The organism is Paenibacillus tyrphae (genome assembly GCF_027925525.1).
Taxonomy (GTDB): domain Bacteria; phylum Bacillota; class Bacilli; order Paenibacillales; family NBRC-103111; genus Paenibacillus_G; species Paenibacillus_G tyrfis_B.
In genome coordinates, this window is record NZ_BSDJ01000036.1 from 1 (window position 1) to 20,213 (window position 20,213).

General features: G+C 56.5%; 9 protein-coding genes. All 9 read right to left on the bottom strand.

Annotation, left to right across the window (positions count from 1 at the left end; all coding sequences use genetic code 11):
• Window positions 1-7,176: non-ribosomal peptide synthetase (locus tag QMG93_RS29670; protein WP_281942975.1), on the bottom strand; the 7,176-nt coding region annotated here is incomplete at its 3' end.
• A gap of 121 nt (window positions 7,177-7,297) precedes the next feature.
• Window positions 7,298-8,008 carry a 4'-phosphopantetheinyl transferase family protein gene (locus QMG93_RS29675; RefSeq protein WP_281942977.1) on the bottom strand — a complete coding sequence of 237 codons (711 nt, stop codon included), beginning with the start codon at window positions 8,006-8,008 and terminating at the stop codon, window positions 7,298-7,300.
• Between the two features lie 9 nt (window positions 8,009-8,017).
• Window positions 8,018-9,586: an esterase/lipase family protein gene (locus tag QMG93_RS29680; protein ID WP_281942979.1), complete on the bottom strand. Its 1,569-nt coding sequence runs from the start codon at window positions 9,584-9,586 to the stop codon at window positions 8,018-8,020.
• 74 nt (window positions 9,587-9,660) lie between these two features.
• Complete coding sequence (ectB, locus tag QMG93_RS29685; RefSeq protein ID WP_281943106.1) at window positions 9,661-10,941, bottom strand: diaminobutyrate--2-oxoglutarate transaminase; 1,281 nt, start codon at window positions 10,939-10,941, stop codon at window positions 9,661-9,663.
• Between the two features lie 902 nt (window positions 10,942-11,843).
• Complete coding sequence (locus QMG93_RS29690; RefSeq protein WP_281942981.1) at window positions 11,844-14,153, bottom strand: DUF4962 domain-containing protein; 2,310 nt, start codon at window positions 14,151-14,153, stop codon at window positions 11,844-11,846.
• Complete coding sequence (locus tag QMG93_RS29695; protein ID WP_281942983.1) at window positions 14,146-16,269, bottom strand: heparinase II/III family protein; 2,124 nt, start codon at window positions 16,267-16,269, stop codon at window positions 14,146-14,148. The genes QMG93_RS29690 and QMG93_RS29695 overlap by 8 nt, the downstream gene beginning before the upstream one ends.
• Entirely contained in the window at window positions 16,266-17,033 is a 768-nt protein-coding gene (locus QMG93_RS29700; RefSeq protein ID WP_281942985.1) for an SDR family NAD(P)-dependent oxidoreductase, read from the bottom strand. Before QMG93_RS29700 ends, QMG93_RS29695 begins: the two co-directional genes overlap by 4 nt.
• 38 nt (window positions 17,034-17,071) lie before the next feature.
• Complete coding sequence (locus QMG93_RS29705) at window positions 17,072-18,937, bottom strand: sensor histidine kinase (RefSeq protein ID WP_281942987.1); 1,866 nt, start codon at window positions 18,935-18,937, stop codon at window positions 17,072-17,074.
• Window positions 18,937-19,974 (bottom strand): response regulator transcription factor, encoded by a 1,038-nt coding sequence (locus QMG93_RS29710; RefSeq protein WP_281942989.1) that lies wholly within the window; start codon window positions 19,972-19,974, stop codon window positions 18,937-18,939. Before QMG93_RS29710 ends, QMG93_RS29705 begins: the two co-directional genes overlap by 1 nt.
• Between the last annotated feature and the right edge of the window lie 239 nt (window positions 19,975-20,213).

The window sequence follows — 20,213 nt, forward strand, 5'->3', positions numbered from 1 at the left end:
GCCGTCTTCCATCCAGCGCGCCAGGTCCCCTGTACGGTACAGCCGCTCTCCCGGGACGAACGGGCTGTCGACAAATTTCTCTTCGTTCAGCTCCGGTCGGTTCAGGTACCCCCGGGCTACGCCGACGCCGCCAATGCACAGCTCGCCCAGCACACCTACCGGCACCGGGTTCAGGTGAGCATCCACAATGTAGAACCGGGCGTTCAGCCACGCCTTGCCGATCGGCACATTCCCCGCCTCCGGCAGCTTGCTCAACGGCTCGTCGTAGAAGCTCGAATCGATCGCCGCTTCCGTTACCCCGTACGCGTTGATGATTCTAAACTGCGAGCCGTAGCGCTCCTGCAGCAGCCGGTAGTCCGTCACGCTGCAACTGTCCGAGCTTGTGATCAGCAGCTCCATCGAGCTCGTATCCAGACCCTGCTCCGCTACATATTCCATGAACGGCACGATCAGCGCAGGCGTCGATTCGAAGATCGTAATCTGCCGGTCGCGAATCCAGCCATACAGACGAGTCGGATCGATCCGGTCGTCCTTCGGGCAAATGACCATCGTTCCGCCGTTGTACAGCGTCCGCGCGATATCCCCGACGAATACGTCGAAGGAGAAGCTCGCCAATTGCAGCAGCCGTACCGGGAACTGATCCAGCCGGTACTCCCGGCGATAGGCCGCGGCCGTATTCACCAGGCTGCGGTGCTCGATCATAACGCCTTTCGGCCGTCCCGTCGTGCCTGACGTGTAAATCACGTACGCCAGATCGTGCGGCTCGCTCACGTCAGGCCCGTTTGCTCCGTCACCACCGTACGACTGCTCGTCGTCAAGGCAGAGGCAGCGCACGCTTTGCAGCGCCGCATCTTCCGCCAGCCACGCTTGGGCTTGGTCCTGCAGATGAGTTTGCGTCAGCAGCACCGTAGCCCCACTGTCCTCCAGCATGAACCGGATGCGCTCCGACGGATACTCCGGATCGAGCGGCACATACGCGCCCCCTGCTTTCCAGACCGCCATGACGCCGACCAGCAGGTCCACCGAACGGTCGGCTAAAATGCCGACGATCGACTCTCTGCCGATGCCGCCCTCGCGCAGCGTGTAAGCCAGCCGGTTCGCTTGCTCGTTCAGCTCCCCGTACGTCAACTGCTTGTCCTCGTACACGACCGCCGTCGCTTCCGGAGTACGCGCCGCCTGCTCTTCGAACAGTCGGTGGAACGTTTTCTCCGGCGGCAGCTCAGGCAGCGCCGGGTTGAAGCCTTCGATAATCTGCTCGCTCTCCGAATCGGTGAGCAGCCCCAGCTCGTTCACGCCGATGTTCGGGTTGGCCGCAACTTGCTCCATCATTCGGGCGAAATGACCGAAGATTCGCCGGACGCCCGATTCGTTGAATGTCACCGCATTATAGCTGAACCGGAGGAGGATACGTTCGTCCGGGATGACGGTCACGTCAAAGTCATAGTTCGTTTGCTCCGGCGCTTCGATGTTGGATATGGCCAGCGCTTTTTTGCCACCGCCGACCATTTGTTCGATCCGCTGCTCGGCCGGATAATTTTCGAACACCATGATGTGGCTGATCAATTCCCGTTTCTGCTCACTCAGCGCCTGAATCTCATACAGCGGATAAGTATCGTAGGCGCCCGAAGCCAGCGCTTGCTCCTGCGTTCTTCGCATCACATCTGCGAACGATTCCCCTGCCGTGCTTTGAATGCGCACCGGAATCGTATTGATGAACAGACCGATCATGCTTTCCACGCCCGGGATGTCTGCCGGACGGCCCGACACGACGCAGCCGAACACGACATCCTTGCTATTGTTGTACGTTTGCAGCATGAGGCCCCATACCGTTTGAACAAGCGTACTGACCGTTACCTGGTTTTGTCTGGCCACCCGTTCGACCCGCTCGCTCAGCTCCTTGCTGAGCTCAAAGTCCATTTCGATCGGAACATAGCCTTCCTGCTTGTGCCGCGATTTCTCTTGGGGCAGCAGCGTCTGTTGATCGTAGCCGGCCAAGTAATCGCTCCAATAGCTCGACGCCGCATTCATGTCCTGCTTATCCAGCCACTCGATATACTGGGCAAAAGGCGTCACCGGGGCCAGCTCGGGCTGCCTTTGCTCGTGGAACGCAAAGTAGCCGTCGAACACTTCCTTAATCATGGAGAACATGCACCAGCCGTCCATCAGAATATGATGATGGCTCCAGATGAAATGATGGGCTTGCTCTCCGGTACGCAGAATTGCCACGCGCATCAGCGAGTCTTGCACAAGATCAAATCCTTTGGCCTTGTCCAAGGCCGCAAAATCGGCGGCATATTTCTCGCGTTCCGACTCCGGCAGTCCGCTCACATCTTCGTAATGAAGCTCGCAGCTCCGCTGGCGGAATACGACCTGTACCGGCTCGTCCTTCCAGCCGCTTATAAAATTGGTCCGCAGCGCTTCATGCCGCTGTACCAGCAAGTCCAGGCTTCTGGAGAAAGCCCCAACATCGAGGCTTCCCTGCAGATCGAACGTCACCTGCTCGAAATAGGCACCTGATTCGGAGTCCATCAGGTTGTGGAACAGCATCCCTTTCTGCATCGGGGTCAACGTATACACATTTTCCAGTTCGCCCATCGTCCCGATGCGCTCCGCCAGCTGTTCGAGCTCTTCCACGGTCAGTCCTTTCAACAGGACGTCGCTTGGCGTCAGCTCCGGCCGTTCTTTCCCCAGGCAGTGCGCAATCACTTCCCGCAAGCTCGACTGAAGCAGCTCGCCGAACCGCTCCACCGTTTCCCGGCGGTACTGGGTTGTGCCGTACCGGATGGTCAATTCCAAAGCACCTTCCGTAACCATGCCGTTCATGTCCAGCGCAAAATCCATCGTCGCGTTCCTGCTGACGTCCGAACCGGTGGAATATGGAGAAGGCTTCATTCCGTTGCTGTCATAGTCCTGATCGAACTGCCCCAAGTAGTTAAAGCTGATTTCCGGCTCCAGGACAAAGCGCTCGCCCTCTTGCGGAGCGGACAAATATCTCAGGATTCCGTAGCCGATTCCCTTGTTCGGAATACGGCGCAGCCCTTCCTTGACCTGCTTGATCTGCTGGGAAACGGTATGGCCCTGGCCTGTCTCCAGCACGATCGGAAACTGGCTCGTGAACCAACCTACTGTGCGCGTAATGTCGACATCCTTCACGATGTCTTCCCGCCCGTGGCCTTCCAGATTCACAAGCACCCGGTTGAGCCCGGTCCACTGGCGCACGGCCATGCCCAGCGCGGCAAGCAGCAGATCGTTCATCTCCGTATTGTAGGCGCGGTGCGCCTGCTTCAAGAGCTGTTCCGTTTCCTGTGCCGTCCATCTTACGGTCACTACATCGCTGTCTTGGAGCAGCGACTTGCCTTGCTCGTAATCTTTAGGTAGCGGGACATTCCCGGCTTGCTCGATCCCCTGCCAGTACGCCCGTTCGGACTGCATCGCCGGACTATTGGCATGGAGGGACAATTGCTCGGCCCACGTCCGGAACGAATCCGTTTTGTGCGGAAACCGGATCGCTTGACCGCTTAAAGTCTGTTCATAGCCCGTAGCCAGATCTTCGAACAAAATGCGCCAGGACACGCCGTCCACGACCAGATGATGAATGGCGATCAGCAGATGGTCGCCATCCGCGCAGCGGAACAGACCCAGCTTTACGAGAGGCCCGTTTTCAAGGTCGATGCCGCCTTGAATTTCGTTTGCCTTCGCTTCAATCGCTGCATCGCAGTCCTCGGTGCCGGTCAAGTCCACGACTTCCAAGCTGTACAGCTCGCCTTCGTCGATTCCCCGGTTCCAGGCCGCGTAGACGCCGTTTTCGGTGTTCCGGTATACCGTACGCAACGCGTCGTGATGCTCGACGATCTTCTTCATCGTCTGGCGCAGCGCCGCTTCGTCGAAGCCTTGCTGACGGTACTGCATAAAGGACTGGTTGCTGTGATGCAGATCGGCCGGATTTTGCTCGAAGAACCACCGCTGAATCGGCGTGAGCGCCACGTCGCCCGTTACTTCTTCCTGGCTCGCGATTTTGCCGGCCGTTTGAAGATGCGGACTGAGCGCCGCTATGGTCGGATGATGAAACAAATCGCGCATCACCATCTTATAGCCGGTCTGAAGCAGTCTCGAAGACACCTGCAGCGCTTTAATCGAGTCGCCGCCGAGCGCAAAGAAGTTATCCAGTATCCCGACCCTGTCTACCCCCAGCACGGCTTGCCATACCGAAGCAAGTGCCAGCTCCGCCGCCGTACGGGGCGCCGCATATTTCGCTCCGGCTTGAACGTTTCCTTCCGGTTCGGGCAGTGCTTTGCGGTCCACCTTGCCGTTAGGCGTAAGCGGCAGCTGCTCCAGACGCACCAGACGCGCCGGAACCATATGCGACGGCAGCGTTTGATCCAAATACGATTGCAGCTCGTCCAGATCGAGCTCTTGCTCCGCAACCGCGTAACCGCACAAATATTTTTGACCCCGCTCATCGGTCCAATCCGTCACAACGGCTTGACGAACCCCGGCGAAACGGAGCATCGCCGACTCAATCTCGCCCAGTTCGATCCGGTAGCCGCGAATCTTCACCTGATAGTCGATCCGGCCGATAAAGTCCACGTTGCCGTCTTCCATCCAGCGCGCCAAATCGCCTGTGCGGTACAACCGCTCTCCGGGGACGAACGGGCTGTCGACAAACTTCTCTTCGTTCAGTTCCGGTCGGTTCAAATATCCTCGGGCCACGCCCGGACCGCCGATGCACAGCTCGCCCAATACCCCCACCGGTACCGGATTCAACTTCGCATCCACGATGTAGAACCGGGCGTTCAGCCAAGCCTTGCCGATCGGCACATTCCCCGCCTCCGGCAGCTTGTCCAGGGACTCGTCGTAGAAGCTTGAATCGATCGCCGCTTCCGTTACCCCGTACGCGTTGATGATTCTGAACTGCGAACCGAAGCGCTCCTGCAGCAGCCGATAGTCAGCCACACTGCAGCTGTCCGAGCTTGTGATCAGCAGCTCCATCGAGCTCATATCCAAGCCCTGCTCCGCTACATATTCCATGAACGGCACGATCAGCGCAGGCGTCGATTCAAACGCGGTAATCCGCCAATCGCGAATCCAGCCGTATAAACGGGTCGGATCGATGCGGTCGTCCTTCGGACAAATGACCATCGTTCCGCCGTTGTACATCGTCCGGGCAATATCCCCGACGAATACGTCGAAGGAGAAGCTCGCCAATTGCAGCAGCCGCACCGGGAACTGATCCAGCCGGTATTCCCGGCGGTAAGCCGCTGCCGTATTCACCAGACTGCGGTGCTCGATCATAACGCCTTTCGGCCGTCCCGTCGTGCCCGACGTGTAGATGACGTACGCCAGATCGTGCGGCTCGCTTGTGTCAGGCCCGTTCGCACCATCTCCGCCGAACGAATGTTCGTCATCGAGGCAGAGGCAGCGCATGCTTTGCAGCGCAGCATCTTCCGCCAGCCACGCTTGGGCGCGCTCCTGCAGATGGGTTTGTGTCAGCAATACCGCTGCACCGCTATCCTCCAGCATGAACCGGATGCGGTCGGACGGATAGTCCGGATCGAGCGGCACATACGCGCCTCCCGCTTTCCATACCGCCATGACGCCGACCAACAGGTCCACCGAACGGTCGGCTAGAATGCCGACGATCGATTCCCGGCCGATGCCACCCTCGCGCAGCGTGCCGGCCAACCGATTCGCCCGTTCGTTCAACTCCCCGTAGGTCAACTGCTTATCCTCGTACACGACCGCTACCGCTTCCGGGTTGCGCGCCGCCTGTTCCTCAAACAACCGGTGGAACGGCTTATTGTGCGGAACCTCGGGTAATACCGGGTTAAACTGGGTCAATATCTTGCTTTTCTCTTCTTCGCTCAGCATGGACAGCTCGCGCACCGTCTGCTGAGGGTTCTGTATAATTTGTTCGATAATCGCAATCATCTGTTCGGCAATGCGCAGGATTTCATGTTCCTCGAACAACTGAATGCGGTAATCGAAATTCAATTCAATCCGCCCGTCATCGATCATGTCCACGACGTGAATGGCAAAATCCCCCACTTCGTGTCCGCAAAAACGGCTGTTTTGCAGAACGCTGAGGTCATCGTAGTGGGACCAGGTAAGCGGCAAATATTCAATATCCACCCGAAACAATTCCGGAATGTCGTGTTGCTTGTTTTCTTTTCTCAAATCCTGGATGAGCTGATTGTACGGATATTTCTGATGGCGGAGGTTCGACTTCTGTTCTTTGGATACATGATGCAGAAAAGTTGCTGCACTCTGATCCGGGTCCAGCAGCATACGCGTCGCAACGGTGCTTACAAACATCCCGATCGTCTCTTTTTCTTGCTTCGACGTCCGGTTTGCATAAATCGTGCCTACCGTAATATCTTGATTTCCGGTTACTTTATGAAGAAGGATATACAAGGATGCCAAAAACAAAGTAAATATACTGACGTTATTCTGCTCGCTGAATTGCTTCAATTGTTCATAACGTTTATGGGTAAGGGGAACGCTTGCTCTTCTGGCCTCCGTGCTTATAGCGTAAGGCGTATTTGGTTTGATGGCGGTAATTTCTGAGAACGATTTGAATTTGTCCAACCAGTAGGCCTTATCTTTTTGGTAACGTTCCGACCTCTCGTATTCCTGTTCGGCATAAATATAATCGAGATAAGAGCTTTTGGCTTTCTGATCCGGCACGGTTCCATTCAGCAAATCCATATAGTTTTGCATGACCGTGTTGACGATGATGTGCGATGCTACGCCGTCGGCAATAATGTGGTTGATTTTCAGGTTAAACCAGTGTTCTTCATTGTTAATGTTAAAAACACAAAAGTGATACAACTTCTCATCAAAAATGCTTATCGGTATTCTATTAAAACGCTCCTGCCATTCCTTCGCTTCCTCGACGCTCCCCATTTCCAGATAATCGCACTCGGGGATGATGTTCGATTCCTCTTCGAACCATTGCATCGGTTCGGCTTCGGAAGGAGCGATCCGGATACGGAAAGCATCGTACTCTCTTATCAATTTATAAACCGACTGCATCAAAACGTCGGTTTGGACGTGTCCCCTTATGAATAAAGTTCCTCCAATAGCTCCGACGGTCGTATTCGGATACATCATTTCCATATTCCAAATTCTTCGCTGCGCTTGGGTTAAAGCATACAATTTATTTTTATTCTCGCTCACATCGACACTCTCCTGGCATAGGGATTCGTAAGGTAGGCCCGCAACCCAAGGTACTGGAAAATCATTGTTCAAGAGCAAGCGGGCTTATTCAGCCCGCAGAGCTCATCATATTATGGCCCGTCTACGAAACGGGCTGTACAGATACTAGCGATTTCAAGAACGTGTCGAACGGCAGGACGGTCAGCTCTTCGGCAAAATCGCGTTCCTGCCCGCATACGGCCAGCTTGTACGGACCGTCTACAGGATACTGCTTAAACCAGTACTCCTTCAAATCCGGGCTATGCAGCAGGACGGGATTGCCCTCCGACGTTACCCGCACCGCGAAGCGGTCCAAAGGAAGAGAAAGCCCGACCCCTCTTTGCTTAATAAAGCTTTCCTTCAAAGTCCACAGATCGTAAAAATAAGGCAACCTCTCCGCAAACGGGCGCTGCTGCAAATCGTATGCTTCTTCGGAAGCGAAATAATGATAGGACCATGAAAAATCGATGTACTGCTGTCGTTCGATATCGATGCCTACCGGCTGCTCCGAGATGGCGCACACAACCCATTCGCCGGAATGGGACACGTTGAAATGAATATTCGGAAAACCGTCTAAAGACGGCTTTCCGTAAGCATTATGGATATACCGGATATCCGAGGGGCGAAGTCCCCATTTTTGCCCGATGAGCCACCGCGCTAGCGCTTCCCCGACCAATGTTCTGCACTGGTCCTCAGGCTGCTTCAAGCTTGCGGCTTTCGCTTGCTTTTCTTCCGATACGCAATCGTATAGCTGCTGCATAATGCCGGCCTCGGGCTCCCCGGATAACCGGACCGCGTAAACTTCGATCGTCATAGGCGTCGGTTAGTGCCTTCCCCCCTGTTTATCGACATAGACCGAGCGGAGCAGGGATCTTTCAAACGGAGCGCCTTGCGCCGTCACACCCTGAACCTCGACGGACGTTTGGTAGACGCCCGGTTCTTGGGCTGCCGTCAGATCCAATTCGTTATTCGCGCCTGCCACCGCTTGTTTTTTCAACGATTGAACTTGCTTTTTGCCCGGATTGCCTTGCTCAGGGATAAAGCTCACATTGTAACGAATGTTGAGCTTGTTGGAGGACAATCCGCTGCCGTCGGCTTCGACACGGAATTTTTGCTTGTCATGTGTCGTCATCTTGAGCGAATCGGAAAGTGCCGAATCGTATTGAACCGTCAGCAGATGCGCGCCGGGCTTTTTGGATTGCGCCTGCAGCGTCCACTCGCCCTGTTCCGGCTTAGCAACGACCGCCGTATGGTGCCAGCCGTTTTTGAACAGCTCCTGATCCTGCTCTACCTTGACATCAACCGTTCTTTTCTCGCCGTTCGGCGCAATCAATTCCAGGCGGTCGGCCGGTTGATCGGCAATCCAGTCGAAGGTGATGCTCCGCACATCGTTCTCCACGGGAAAACGCTCGACGGCGATGCTTTCATGCTTGCCTCCACGGATCAGCGTGCTGCCGGGTTGAACCCGGTCCAACGGATTCGTTTCCCGAGCCGCACTTTGTCCGGCGCTGCCGCCTTCCGCCTCCGCTGCCAATCCGGCTGAAGCCGCCAAATAAGGCTTGATCAGCGGGAACATCGGCGTGCCGTTGTGAACCACCTTGTGGTCCCACGGTCCGATCTTCACCATAGTGCCCTTGGGATTGTGGGCGCTGCTGACCGTTACGACACCGTCGTTCGGACCGAATTTCGATAAATACAGCCCTCCAGCAAGGTAAATCAGACTAGAATCGTGCCAGCCGTCGCCGGCGAACGTATAAATCTTGTTCTTCGAAACGTTGGCGTGCGAATCGGTAATCGAACGGAAATAGTTCATGTAAGACGTTTGCATGGAGTAGGTGCCCTCAGTCTTATAACCGATCAGGTCCGCCAGCCATCCCGCCCAGTCGGAGTACGCCAAATCGGCGAGCTGCGATCCATGGTGAGGGCTTCCTAAAGTGATGACGTGCGAAACGTACGGATACGCGCCGTAATGCACGAGAGCCGTTTGCGAGTCTACCCCGCCTTTGCTGTGGGCGACGATCACGAGCTTTTTGCCCGGGAATGCCTTGGAAATTTCCACGATTTTATCGGCAAGCAGCTTGCCGTTATCCCACATGTTTTTCGACGGGCCTCCGGAATCGTACAGCTCGACAAAAGCGGTTTGATACCCGTTATTGTAAGCCGTTTGGTACATATCGTTCGTTTCGTACCAAGTTCCGGCGTTTGCTGTTAAGCCTTGTACGAACAGAATGACCGGGTAGTTCGGATTCAGGTTGCTCGGTGTAGCGCCGGGCGCCCAAGTTCCGGGAACGCCAGATAAGTTCGGGTCGGGTGCGGCAGCGGAAGCAGGCGCTGCAACGGCAGCCCAAAGCAGCAGGCATGACAACAGCAACGTCAGAACTCTTTTATTCATCAATAACATTCACTCCCCCAATAAAATGGTGAACCGAATATGATTTCTCCACTCCATCACCCGCCGGCCGGACCTCAGACCAATTCCGGTTGAAGCAAGTTCGACGCGCAGCATTCCGTTACGGCCTGCTTCAAAATCTCGCAGCCCTTGGCAAGCTCCTCCATCGGAATCGTGAGCGCAGGCATCAGCTTGACGACCGCATCGTTACGTCCCGCCCGCTCGATGACAACCCCGAGCTCATAGCAGCGCGAGGCAATCGCTTTGGAGAGCGTTTCATCCCCGCTGCCCGACGTGTCGATTCCCCACATGAGCCCTCTGCCCCTTACCGTGAGACGCGGATCGATCGGCAAAATTTGCTCCTTCAAGAATTGCTCGACGAATTTCGCTTTGCGCTCCGTTTCCGCCTCCAATCCGGTCTGTTCGCGGAATTCGAGAGCAGCCGTGGCGCCGACGAAAGCAAGCTGGTTCCCCCGGAATGTGCCGTTGTGCTCCGCCGGCTTCCAGACGTCGAGCTCCGGCTTCAGCAGCAGCAAGGACATCGGCAGCCCGTAACCGCTGATCGATTTGGAAAGCACGGCCAGATCGGGAACGATGCCTGCGCGCTCGAAGGAGAAGAACGGGCCCGTCCGTCCGCATCCGACTTGGATTTCGTCGCAAATGAGCAGAATGTCGTGACGGTCGCACAAGTCGCGCAGCTGGCGGAGCCATTCGATCGGTGCTTCGTTCAGACCGCCTTCCGCCTGGATCGTTTCGAGGATGATCGCTGCCGGTTTGGCGATACCCGAATGGTCGTCCGTCAGAATCGCCTCCATGTATCCGATCGTGTCCAATCCGTCGATAAAGCCTGCCGGGAAAGGCATGAAGGTCACGTCGTGCAGCGGAACCCCGCCCGCTTCGCGGTGATACAGGCTGCTGGTGGCAGCCAAGCTGCCGAGCGACATGCCGTGAAACGCGCCAATGAAGGCAAATATGCCGGTCCGGCCTTTGACTTTTCTCGCCAGCTTGAAAGCCGCCTCTACCGCATTGGTCCCCGTCGGACCGCAAAATTGAACCTTGTGGTTCAGACCGCGTGGCTTCAGAATTTTGTCCGAGAACGTCTGCAGAAACGTTTCCTTGGCTGAAGTGTACATGTCCAGCCCGTGGCTGATGCCGTCCGATTGCAAATAACTGATGAGTCGCTCTTTGATATAGTCGTTATTGTGTCCGTAGTTCAAAGCGCCCGCACCGGCGAAAAAATCGATATACGACTTTCCGGACTGTGCATATAGGACGGAGCCTTTGGCACGTACGAAAACGTCCGGGAACGAACGGCAATAAGATCTAACATTGGATTCCAAGGCTTCGAATGTGTTCACTGTCATATCATAATCTCTCCTCAGGTATGATGTATTCTGTTATTAAAATTAGTTAAGGGCTAACCTCCGCGATGTTGTTCTTAATGTTCGTACCCTCTTTTTTAAAGCGCCTGGCATACGGTAATATCGCCTGCAACAAGGGCGGAACCTAGATCGTTTATTCGATTCGTCATGCTGCAAACTTCCCTCAGGTATTCCCTGTAGGATTCGAGGCTTGTTCTGAAAACTGGTCATGCGGTAGACTAAGGAGTAAAGTTTTGTGTGTAGGAATGATGCAGATGCGGTTTCATGATGCGATGAAATGAACAGAACGTGGGTTGAACAAGATGTTTGAGTTGGATCAGGCTTGCTTTAAGCAGCCGTTCTCCCATTTTTATGGAGCTTTTTTCTGCCCGGAGCTTACGAAGGGCAAATGCTTTGCAGCGTCTTCCGTTTTGTGCGAGAGCTTGCATCGGCATTCAAAATCCAAGAAGGCCTTCGTGAGAACATCCGGTCGTCACCCCCTTCTATGCGATTACAAAATAACCAACACCTGCTAATTATATACAATTATTAGGCAAAGATAACATGGTAGTAAAGTCCTATTTTGTAATCAATTATAAACTTTTGTTCAAAAATTAGACATTTTTACAAACACTTAATAAAAACGATTCAGAAGATTCGACTTCTATGTTCCACGATTTTGTCGATTGTTGACGAAATATGTAGAAAATCTGGTTCTCTACAGCTAATAAAGAAAAAGCGGTCCGTTGACCATCCGTTTTTTTCGTATACAGCTTACAGGCTCGGTGAGCAATTTTTTCAAATACTTAATATTTTTTAACGCAAAAAAAGCTGCCGAAGGGATAGCGCGCTATCCTTTTGGCAGCTTTTTGCATTGTTGCCGGATATCATCCGAAGGTTTAATATGCCTTCGGCACCTCGACCTTCCGGGTTACCCCGTTCTCCGTAAAATACAGGTGGACACCGTGGTCCTGATCGTCCAGAAAATGCGAGACGTACTTCGGTTCGCCGTGCTTGACGGGCACCAGCAGGGTCACGAGCCGATGGCTGCGCGCCTCCTTCGTCGCCGCTTTCAAGTGCCAATGGACCGGCAGCCCTTCGTACTCGGACGGATCGACGTCCGTAAATTCGTTGTGCTGCGTCAGCTCCAGCTCGCCGGACGAACAATAGACGAACCGTCCGTCCATATCCGCCTTGCGGCCCTGCACCTTAAACGATTGTCCGGACAGCTTCATCTCGTACAGCGTATGGAACAGCCACTCGACGCGGCCGGGCTGTTTCAGATCGATGAGATCGACGACGACGACGAACGACTTCCCGAAAAAGTAAAGTTCGCGCACATAACGTTCCAAGTAAGGGACGTGCTGCCGGTAGGCCGCCGTCGCATTGCAGCGCGAATAACCGTAACCGTCCCGCTGCTCTGCCGCCTCGACAATGCCGGAGGCTTCCATCGCCAGCACTTTATCCGTTCCGGCGTATTGGCCGAGCCCATCCACGAGAATATTGTTGGTGGAACGCGTCTGCCTCCTCCAGTTCCGGTGCATCGTGCTGCCGAAAGCAACGTAATGGCCGCTCTCAATGGCAAGCGGCTCGCTGTAGGCATGCAGCAGGAAGCCGTTCTGATCACCGTGGCTGTGGCTGACGGAACCGTACTTGCTGCTTTTCGTCAGCAGCATGATATGACGCTCGGGATCCGCCATGTTCCCATGGAAAGCGACCCAGCCGATATCCCGGAACCATTTGACCGGCTCGATTGACGCTTCCGTCGGCGGCACCGGCTCGATCGCCGGGTAATCGTGGCGGTACGTCATTTCGTCGAACCGGAAATCCCACCAGCCGTAATTGTAAAATTTCATTTCCGAGTCCTTATCGATCTCCTTGACCCGCTCGAAATACCATTGATACAGCCCATTCCCGGTCACTCCGGCAAACTGCCGGATGTTGAAAGCTGTCTTCAAGCTGACGGGATCGCCGAGCGTGGACTGGTCGCCGAAGCTGGCGCGCAACGTATCCGGACTGAAGCAGTACAGCGGAAAATCGCCGGTTCTGGAAAAAAACGGACGGCGGTAAAAATCGATGCCGGTATAGTTCTTGAGCAGATTGAACGCTTCCGTCACAAACGCCATGCCAGTCGTCCAATACATCGGACCTTCCGCCCAGCCCCCGTCCGCGCCCCCCCATGGCGTGTACAGGTTTGCGTAATACTCAAGCGTATAATCGAGCCATTCCTGCGCCTTCGGCTCCTCCCCCAGCAAGGCGATGCTGCAGGGTACCATTACGCTGGACAACGAGCGTACCGCGTGGCTGTCGAACGGCACGTGATGGATTTTTGATCGCTCCATCACATGATACGCCACGAGCCTCGTTCGCGTAAGCAGCGAACCGCGAACAAGCTCGCGCTCCGCTTCGCTCAATGCGTCATACAGCCAATCATAGCCCCAGGCGAGCGCCCCCGCTACCCGAAACGACGCTTCGTCGTTGTAATCGCGCGAGGTCGTTCCTTCGGGATTCCAGCCGGCGACATGCAACAGCCACAGCTTCGCGCGTCCGATAAGCGACTCGTCCTCCAGCACAATACCGGCTACGGCCAAATGCCGGATCGCGTACAGCGCTTCCTGACAGTCCAGATACATGTTCCGCCACAGGCTTGCGACCCTTTTGTGGTCCGGATACGGCTGCGGCTCCGCAATAAGCTCGCGCCCAATCCATGGTCGGACGGAGTGCTCGTAGAACGTCTCCCAGCCGCAATAGGAAGGGTCTTCCTTGACCCTGCGGCGGAAGTCCGGCAGCTTGGAAGCCTGAAGCCACAGCCGCGGATGTGCCGCCGAAGCTTGCGCATAGCGGCTCTCCGGCGACGGTAGCGGCGTCTCGGGCAGCCCTTCGGGCACGGCAAAGCGCCGCACCCGGCTCCAGGCCGTGCGGCCCGCTTCGTCGTCCGTCAGCAGCGCATACCGCCAGTAATACGTGCCAGGCTCCAGCGGACGGTCCGGCGTATACAAATTATACGGAACCGGCGCAACCGTCCCCGTTTCCTCCTCCGCAAACGATGCGCTGCGGGAAATTTGCAGCACGTACCGGTCATGTTCCAATTGTGCCGGAATCCAAGTGAACCGGGGCGGATTTTCGGTAAGGACGGTCTGTTCGTCCGGTGCATACTGAACGGTCAACACCCCGCTTTGCGGCTCGTATAACGGTGCCAGGTTACTCATGGTGCCCTCCTCCTATGACGGTTAGTCCTTGTTCCGTAAGCTCATAGGTGCAAATCTCCCCCGCCGATTCGACTTGAACCACACCAGGGGATATCTCCTTCAAGGCCGTCCGTTCACCGGCGCTGTACACGTGAACAAAGCGTGCGCTTCTGCCATGCCGGCGATGAAGCAAAGCGGTTAACGGCCGACTCGGGTCGACGCTGGTGCCCGGAGTCCGCACGGCATAGGCTTCGTCTCCCGGTTGAAGCAGCGCCGCATGATAAATTCGCCCGCCGCCCGGCACCTTGTACGACAGCTTCAGCGCCCCCGCTGCTGAGCCAGCGGGGGCCGCAACCTTATAACGCTTAGCGACGGGCAGACGCTGCCACTCGCCTTGGATTGCCAGCTCGTAGACGCCGCCTTCACCCGGCGATTGTCCTAGGCCGGTCTCAACGCCGGTACGGTCCTCTTCTTCCTCAGCCGGCACGACCGGGTGCATCCACCATTCGATCGACGCCTCTTCCCCTGCCGTTACCTCGAACCAGTCCAGCAGCCATTGATCGGTCAGCAGCAGGTGCCGGTCCATCCGGCAGTCCGGATACGCTCCTTCCGACCGCAGCCATACGTACGTATAGGCCGCTGTTTCTTCGAAGCGGAGGCAGCTTCCGGTATGGGCCGCCTGCGATGCTCCGCCGAGCGATACGGTGTTATGGCTTGCCGTTTCGGCGAACCACTGCTTGCGGAGCTCCGAGCCGTAAGGCACCATGCCGAAGTCCGGCGTAAATGCCGTGTCCTGGTGCATCATCGTCAGATGAAGCTTGTCGTAATGACCATGAGAGCCTCCGTGAGGGCCGAAGTCCGCCAAAAACGACAACGAATTCGACGCCCTCCGGCCCACGACGAAACCGGAATCGCGGAGCAATCTGGAGCCCCGCCGCAGCCCTGCTTCTTCGCCGTCCATCCCGCTTCCCGCTGCGGCCTTTCCGCCGAACCTCCGTGCGGCAGGCTCTTCGCCTTCGCCGTACAGCAGCGCCTCAAGCTGGCAGCGCGCGCCGTCCGGCCCGCCCATCTGCCGATACGCTTCGCGCAGGATCGGCACGATCCCCGGTTGACGGTACCGGCTCAGGCCGATCTCCATAATCTCGGCGATTTCTCTGGCATAGGGCAGCCGCTCCATCGGGCCGTCATGCAGGGCGGGCAGCCCGCCCCGGTCGTCGGCGAGCGCAGCCAGCACGTCGAACATCCCCCGCATCGATTGACCCGCCGTCCCTTCGGCGTCGTACAGATCGATGCCGAAACGTTCCGCCATTTCCGCCGATATCAAGTATGCCCGCAGAACGAACACGTGATAGTACGTGCTACCTTCGAACTCCAGTTGATCCGGCTTGACGCCGATGGACAGGTGATGCTTCCAGCCCCCTTCGCCCGCGATCAGGGCAAGCAATCCGCTACGATCATCCTTCACCGCGTAGATGCACGAAAGCGAAGCGTTAAGCCAAGCCGTGTAATTGTTCTCCGCATTGCCCCGTTCGTGAATCAAAATACGGCGGTACTCCGTCATACTTGCCTCCAGCAACCGCAAATAACCGTCGAGCGCCTCACGCTCGGGCTCCGTCCAAGTCACGCCTTCGTCACTTAACAGCAAGCAGGCGCGAAGCAGCGTCGTCGACCAGATCGCTTCCGTCAGCGCCTGATGAAACGCCCGGCCTTTCAGCATCCACGGCTGGGCGTCCGGATGCACCGGGTAATCGGGAAACTGACGTGCATACCCGGCAATGATCCGCTTCGCCAGCAGCGCGTAGGCCGTTTCGCGCGAAGCCGCATAGACCGCAGCTGCTTGAAGCGCGGTACGCGCCAAGGATTGGTGCTTGAACGCCAGCCAAGCCCCGCGGTACGCTTCGCCTTCGATCAGGCAGCCGTGCGGGCAGCGGAACGACTGCGCATCCCGTTCGGCGGGATCGAACAGGAGCTCCGCATGGTGGCGGGGGCACACGTATTGGTGCCACCAGCCGCCTGGCTCTAAGGGAATATGCAAGCTGCCCGCCGCTTCCAGCCGGTTCAGCTCCTCCTTGAGCTCGGCCAGCACCCGCCGCCCCCAGGCGTGCTTTTCCGTTTTATGCCGGATTCCCGTGCTCATCGCATCATCATCCCGCCGTTGATCTCGATTGTTTCACCGGTCAAATAAGAGGCCAGATCGGAGGCCAGATACAGAACGGCGCCTGCCACATCGTCCGGTGTCCCTTCCCGCTGCAGCGGAATTCCGTTTATCGTCGCTTTGCGCGCTTCGTCCGTCGTAAAGGTCGCATGAAACATCGTGCTGCCGATAAAGCCAGGAGACACGAGATTGACCGTGATGCCGCTGGGCGCCGCTTCCTTGGCGAGTCCTTTGGAATAGGCGGATACGGCCGCCTTGCTTGCGGCATAAATGCTTGAACCCGGTCCGCCTCCGTTATGGGCGGCAACGGACGACATGTTAATAATGCGGCCCGCCCCTTTCGCCTTCATGCCCGGGAGGACGCGCTTGCACATGAATACCGTGCTTTTCAGATTCACATCCATGATTTGCTGATACAATTGTTCGGTCATGTCGACGTTCGGCTGGCGCTTCACCAGATGGCCGGCGTTGTTGACCAAAATATCCACCGTTCCGCCGAACGCCCGCTCGACTTCCGATACGAGACGGTCGATCTCCGCAGCGTCCGTCACATCGGCCTGAACGAGCACCGCTTCGCCCCCGGCTGCCCGAATGGCGGCAACCGTCTCTTCCCCCTGCGCCACGTTGCGCAAGCAGTTGACGCCCACCTTGGCGCCGTTCGCAGCAAGCGCGATCGCAATCGCGCGGCCGATCCCTGCGTTCGAGCCCGTTACCAAAGCCACTTTTCCCGTTAAATCAATTTTCATATGAATCTCCTCCGCGTCTATGAAATGAAAGGTTGAGGTCAGGCAGAATCTTTAATGGAGCGCAGCGCCGGTGCCGACGTTTCCGGCATCGTCATCGTAATGCGGCTGCCGCAGCCCCATTCGCTTTCAATCGACAGGCCATATTGCTCCCCGAACACCATCTGGATGCGCCGGTGAACGTTCATCAGTCCGATCCCCCCGCGCTGCCGCCCGCCCTCGTGCTCGTCGGCAAGCCGGTTTTGCTTGAGTCGTCTGCGCAGCTCTTCCAGCCGGTCTGGCTCGATGCCCGCTCCATTGTCTTCCACGGACACTTGGAACAGCCCGCCCTGCTTTCGCGCATCGATGCGAATGTAATGGCGCGGCTCGAAGCCGCCGGGAAACGCATGCTGAAAAATATTTTCGATCAGCGGCTGCAGCGTCAAACGCACCATGTTTTCCAGCAGCAGCGATGGCGGAATGACAACGTCAATCTCGAATTCCCGGCCAATCCGGTGCCGCAGCACGATCATGTAATTGCGCACGTGGTTCAGTTCGTTAGCCACCGTGATTTCTTCCAGATTGGTTTGAATCGAATAGCGCAGCATGAAAGCCATCGCTTCCACCATCTCGGTAATTTCGTACGAATCCTGCACGATGGCGTAGCAGTTGATCGTTTCCAGCGTGTTGTACAGAAAATGCGGATTAATCTGCAGCTGAAGCGATTGAAATTCCGCACGCTGCCGCTCCAGCTCCGCCCGGCCAAGCTCAAGCGCGTTTTTTTGCTGCTGCAGCTCGGCTTCGTATACTTTCTCGATCATCTCCGAAAGCCGCGTCACCATCAGGTTGTAGCTGTGAATCAATCCGCCGATCTCGTCCGTCCGGCCGATCTCGTCGATGTGCTGCCAGTTCCCTTTCTCCGTTTGCCGCATACTTTCTTTCAACTCGCGAATCGGTGCAACGATGGAACGGCCGAAGCGGTAGGCGAGCCACAGAGCGGCAATCAGCGTCAGCAGCCCGACGCCGAGCGTCGTGGTGCGGATCGTAGACGCCGGACGCCGGAGCTCCTGTACCGGAATCGAGGCGACGAGCCTCCAATCCGAATAGCTCGAACCTCTGGAGACAAACAGCCGGTCCTGCCCCTCATAGCGGTCGATGACCGATTTCCCCGCGCTCTGCTCCATATGCCGGAACAGCTCCGGTTCCAGCTTCGCATCCTTCAGCGGCAAAGCCGGATGGTAAATAAATTCTCCTTTTCCATTTATAATAAAGAAATATCCATCCTTCCCAACGTTTGCGCGCTGCCATATTTTTGCCAGCTCCGCAAGCTTGAACTCGATGGCGACGACCCCGCGGTTCGCATCGTTATAAGCGGCATCGCGCACTTTTCGCGCCATCGTGACGACGGTCCCCCGGTCTTCCGACCGCAGGCTCACGTTCAGCAGAACCATCTGCCCGTTGTCCGGGGTATTTTCCATAATGTATTCGAACTTGCTCTTATACTCCGCCGGGTCCAGAAAAATCAAGTTCTGGTTATCGTAGATGACGGAACGCCGGTGCTGCCCGACGACATAAATCATGTTCAACTGCTTGTACAGCGCTGCGATCGATTGCACGGAATTCGACGCGAACTTCTTGATCTGCGTGGAGTAGTAGTAATACCCGTACCCATCGTCGGACGCAATTTCCATAAACGACCGGACGTCGGGATTCGAAGTGAACGAATTGCTCAACAGCTCGTACGTCTGCAAATATATATCCGTCTGGTAGGTCGCACTGTCGACGATCTGCTCCATGTACTGCTCGGCCTGACGGTCCAGCTCTTTGGAAGACTGTACGTAGGATACGACGCCGACGGTAATCAACGAAACGGCAATCACAATGAGAAAGTAGACGTAAATTTGGCCGGACAGCGTTTTGCGCTTCATTATTCGATGCCCATCTTGTGCCGGTACTCGGACGGAAGGCACCCGGCGTATTTCTTGAACGTCTTCGTAAAATGCGGATGGTCGGCGTACCCGACCTCGCCCGAGATGTCCGTGATCCGGTAATGCGGCTGCTGAAGCAGCTTCTTCGCTTTTTCCATCCGCCTGCGAGTCCGGTATTGGACGAACGTTTCCTGCGTCGATTGCTTGAACAGCTGGCTGAAATACGAGGCGTTCAAGCCGATACGATCCGCCACCTCCTCTAGCGAAACCTCCTCGGCCAAATGATCCTCGATGTACTGCTTCGCTTCCTCGACCGGGTCCTTGCGCCTGCCCCGGCGCTTATGCCTGAGCTCCTCGCACAAGCTGCGGACGCTGCCGTCAAACCGCCGCCACGCCTCCTCCTTCTCCGAAACGTCCGCCAGTTCCAAGCCGACGCGCAGCGTGAATACGTCCCGGTGGTTGATCCGGCTCACCAGCAGAACGTGCAGCTCGTCAAGCACATCGCACAGCCGGGTCGGTTTCAGGCCGAAGCCGTCCAGCTCGCAGCGCATCTCCGCCAATACGGCCCGCAGCTCCTGTTCTTGCAGCAGCCACACGGCTTCATCCAGCCTGGCCGCCCATGTTTCCAGCCGGGTCACGGGAACGAACGTCGCGGAACGCTGCTTCGCGCTGAAGCGTACGAGCTTCTCCAGTACCTCCTGAAATCCTTTGATGGTGACCGGCTTCAGCAAATATTCCTTCACGCCGTAAGATACGCTTTTCTGCGCGTATTCAAAATCGTTATAGCCGGAAACGACGACAATCTGGATATCCGCATCCATCTCGGCCACGTGACGGCACAGCTCCAGCCCGTCCAGCTTCGGCATCCGGATGTCCGTAAACAAAAAATCGGGGCGTTCTTCGCGAATCCGCTGCAGCGCATCCGTGCCGTTCTCGGCCGTACGGATGCTCGTTATGGGCAGACCGGATTGCTCCACCAGCTTTTGCAGGCCTTTGCGAATCATCGGCTCGTCATCTGCGATCAAGATTCGGTACATGCGAACGCTCCTTTCAGAAGGGGGGAGAGAAACGGGCGTTGTTCGATGTAACTTCGCAGCCGGGCATGTGTCGTTTCGCTTTAGCTCAGACACGTTTTGTTCCGATCCCCGGATTGGATAAAACATTTCAGATGAAGGGACCGGAACAAAAAACTCGCCGCGAAACGATACATGCCCTCCGGCAGGACACCGCACCTCGACCACTCACGAACCGCCTTTTCTCTCTGCGAAAAGGGAAT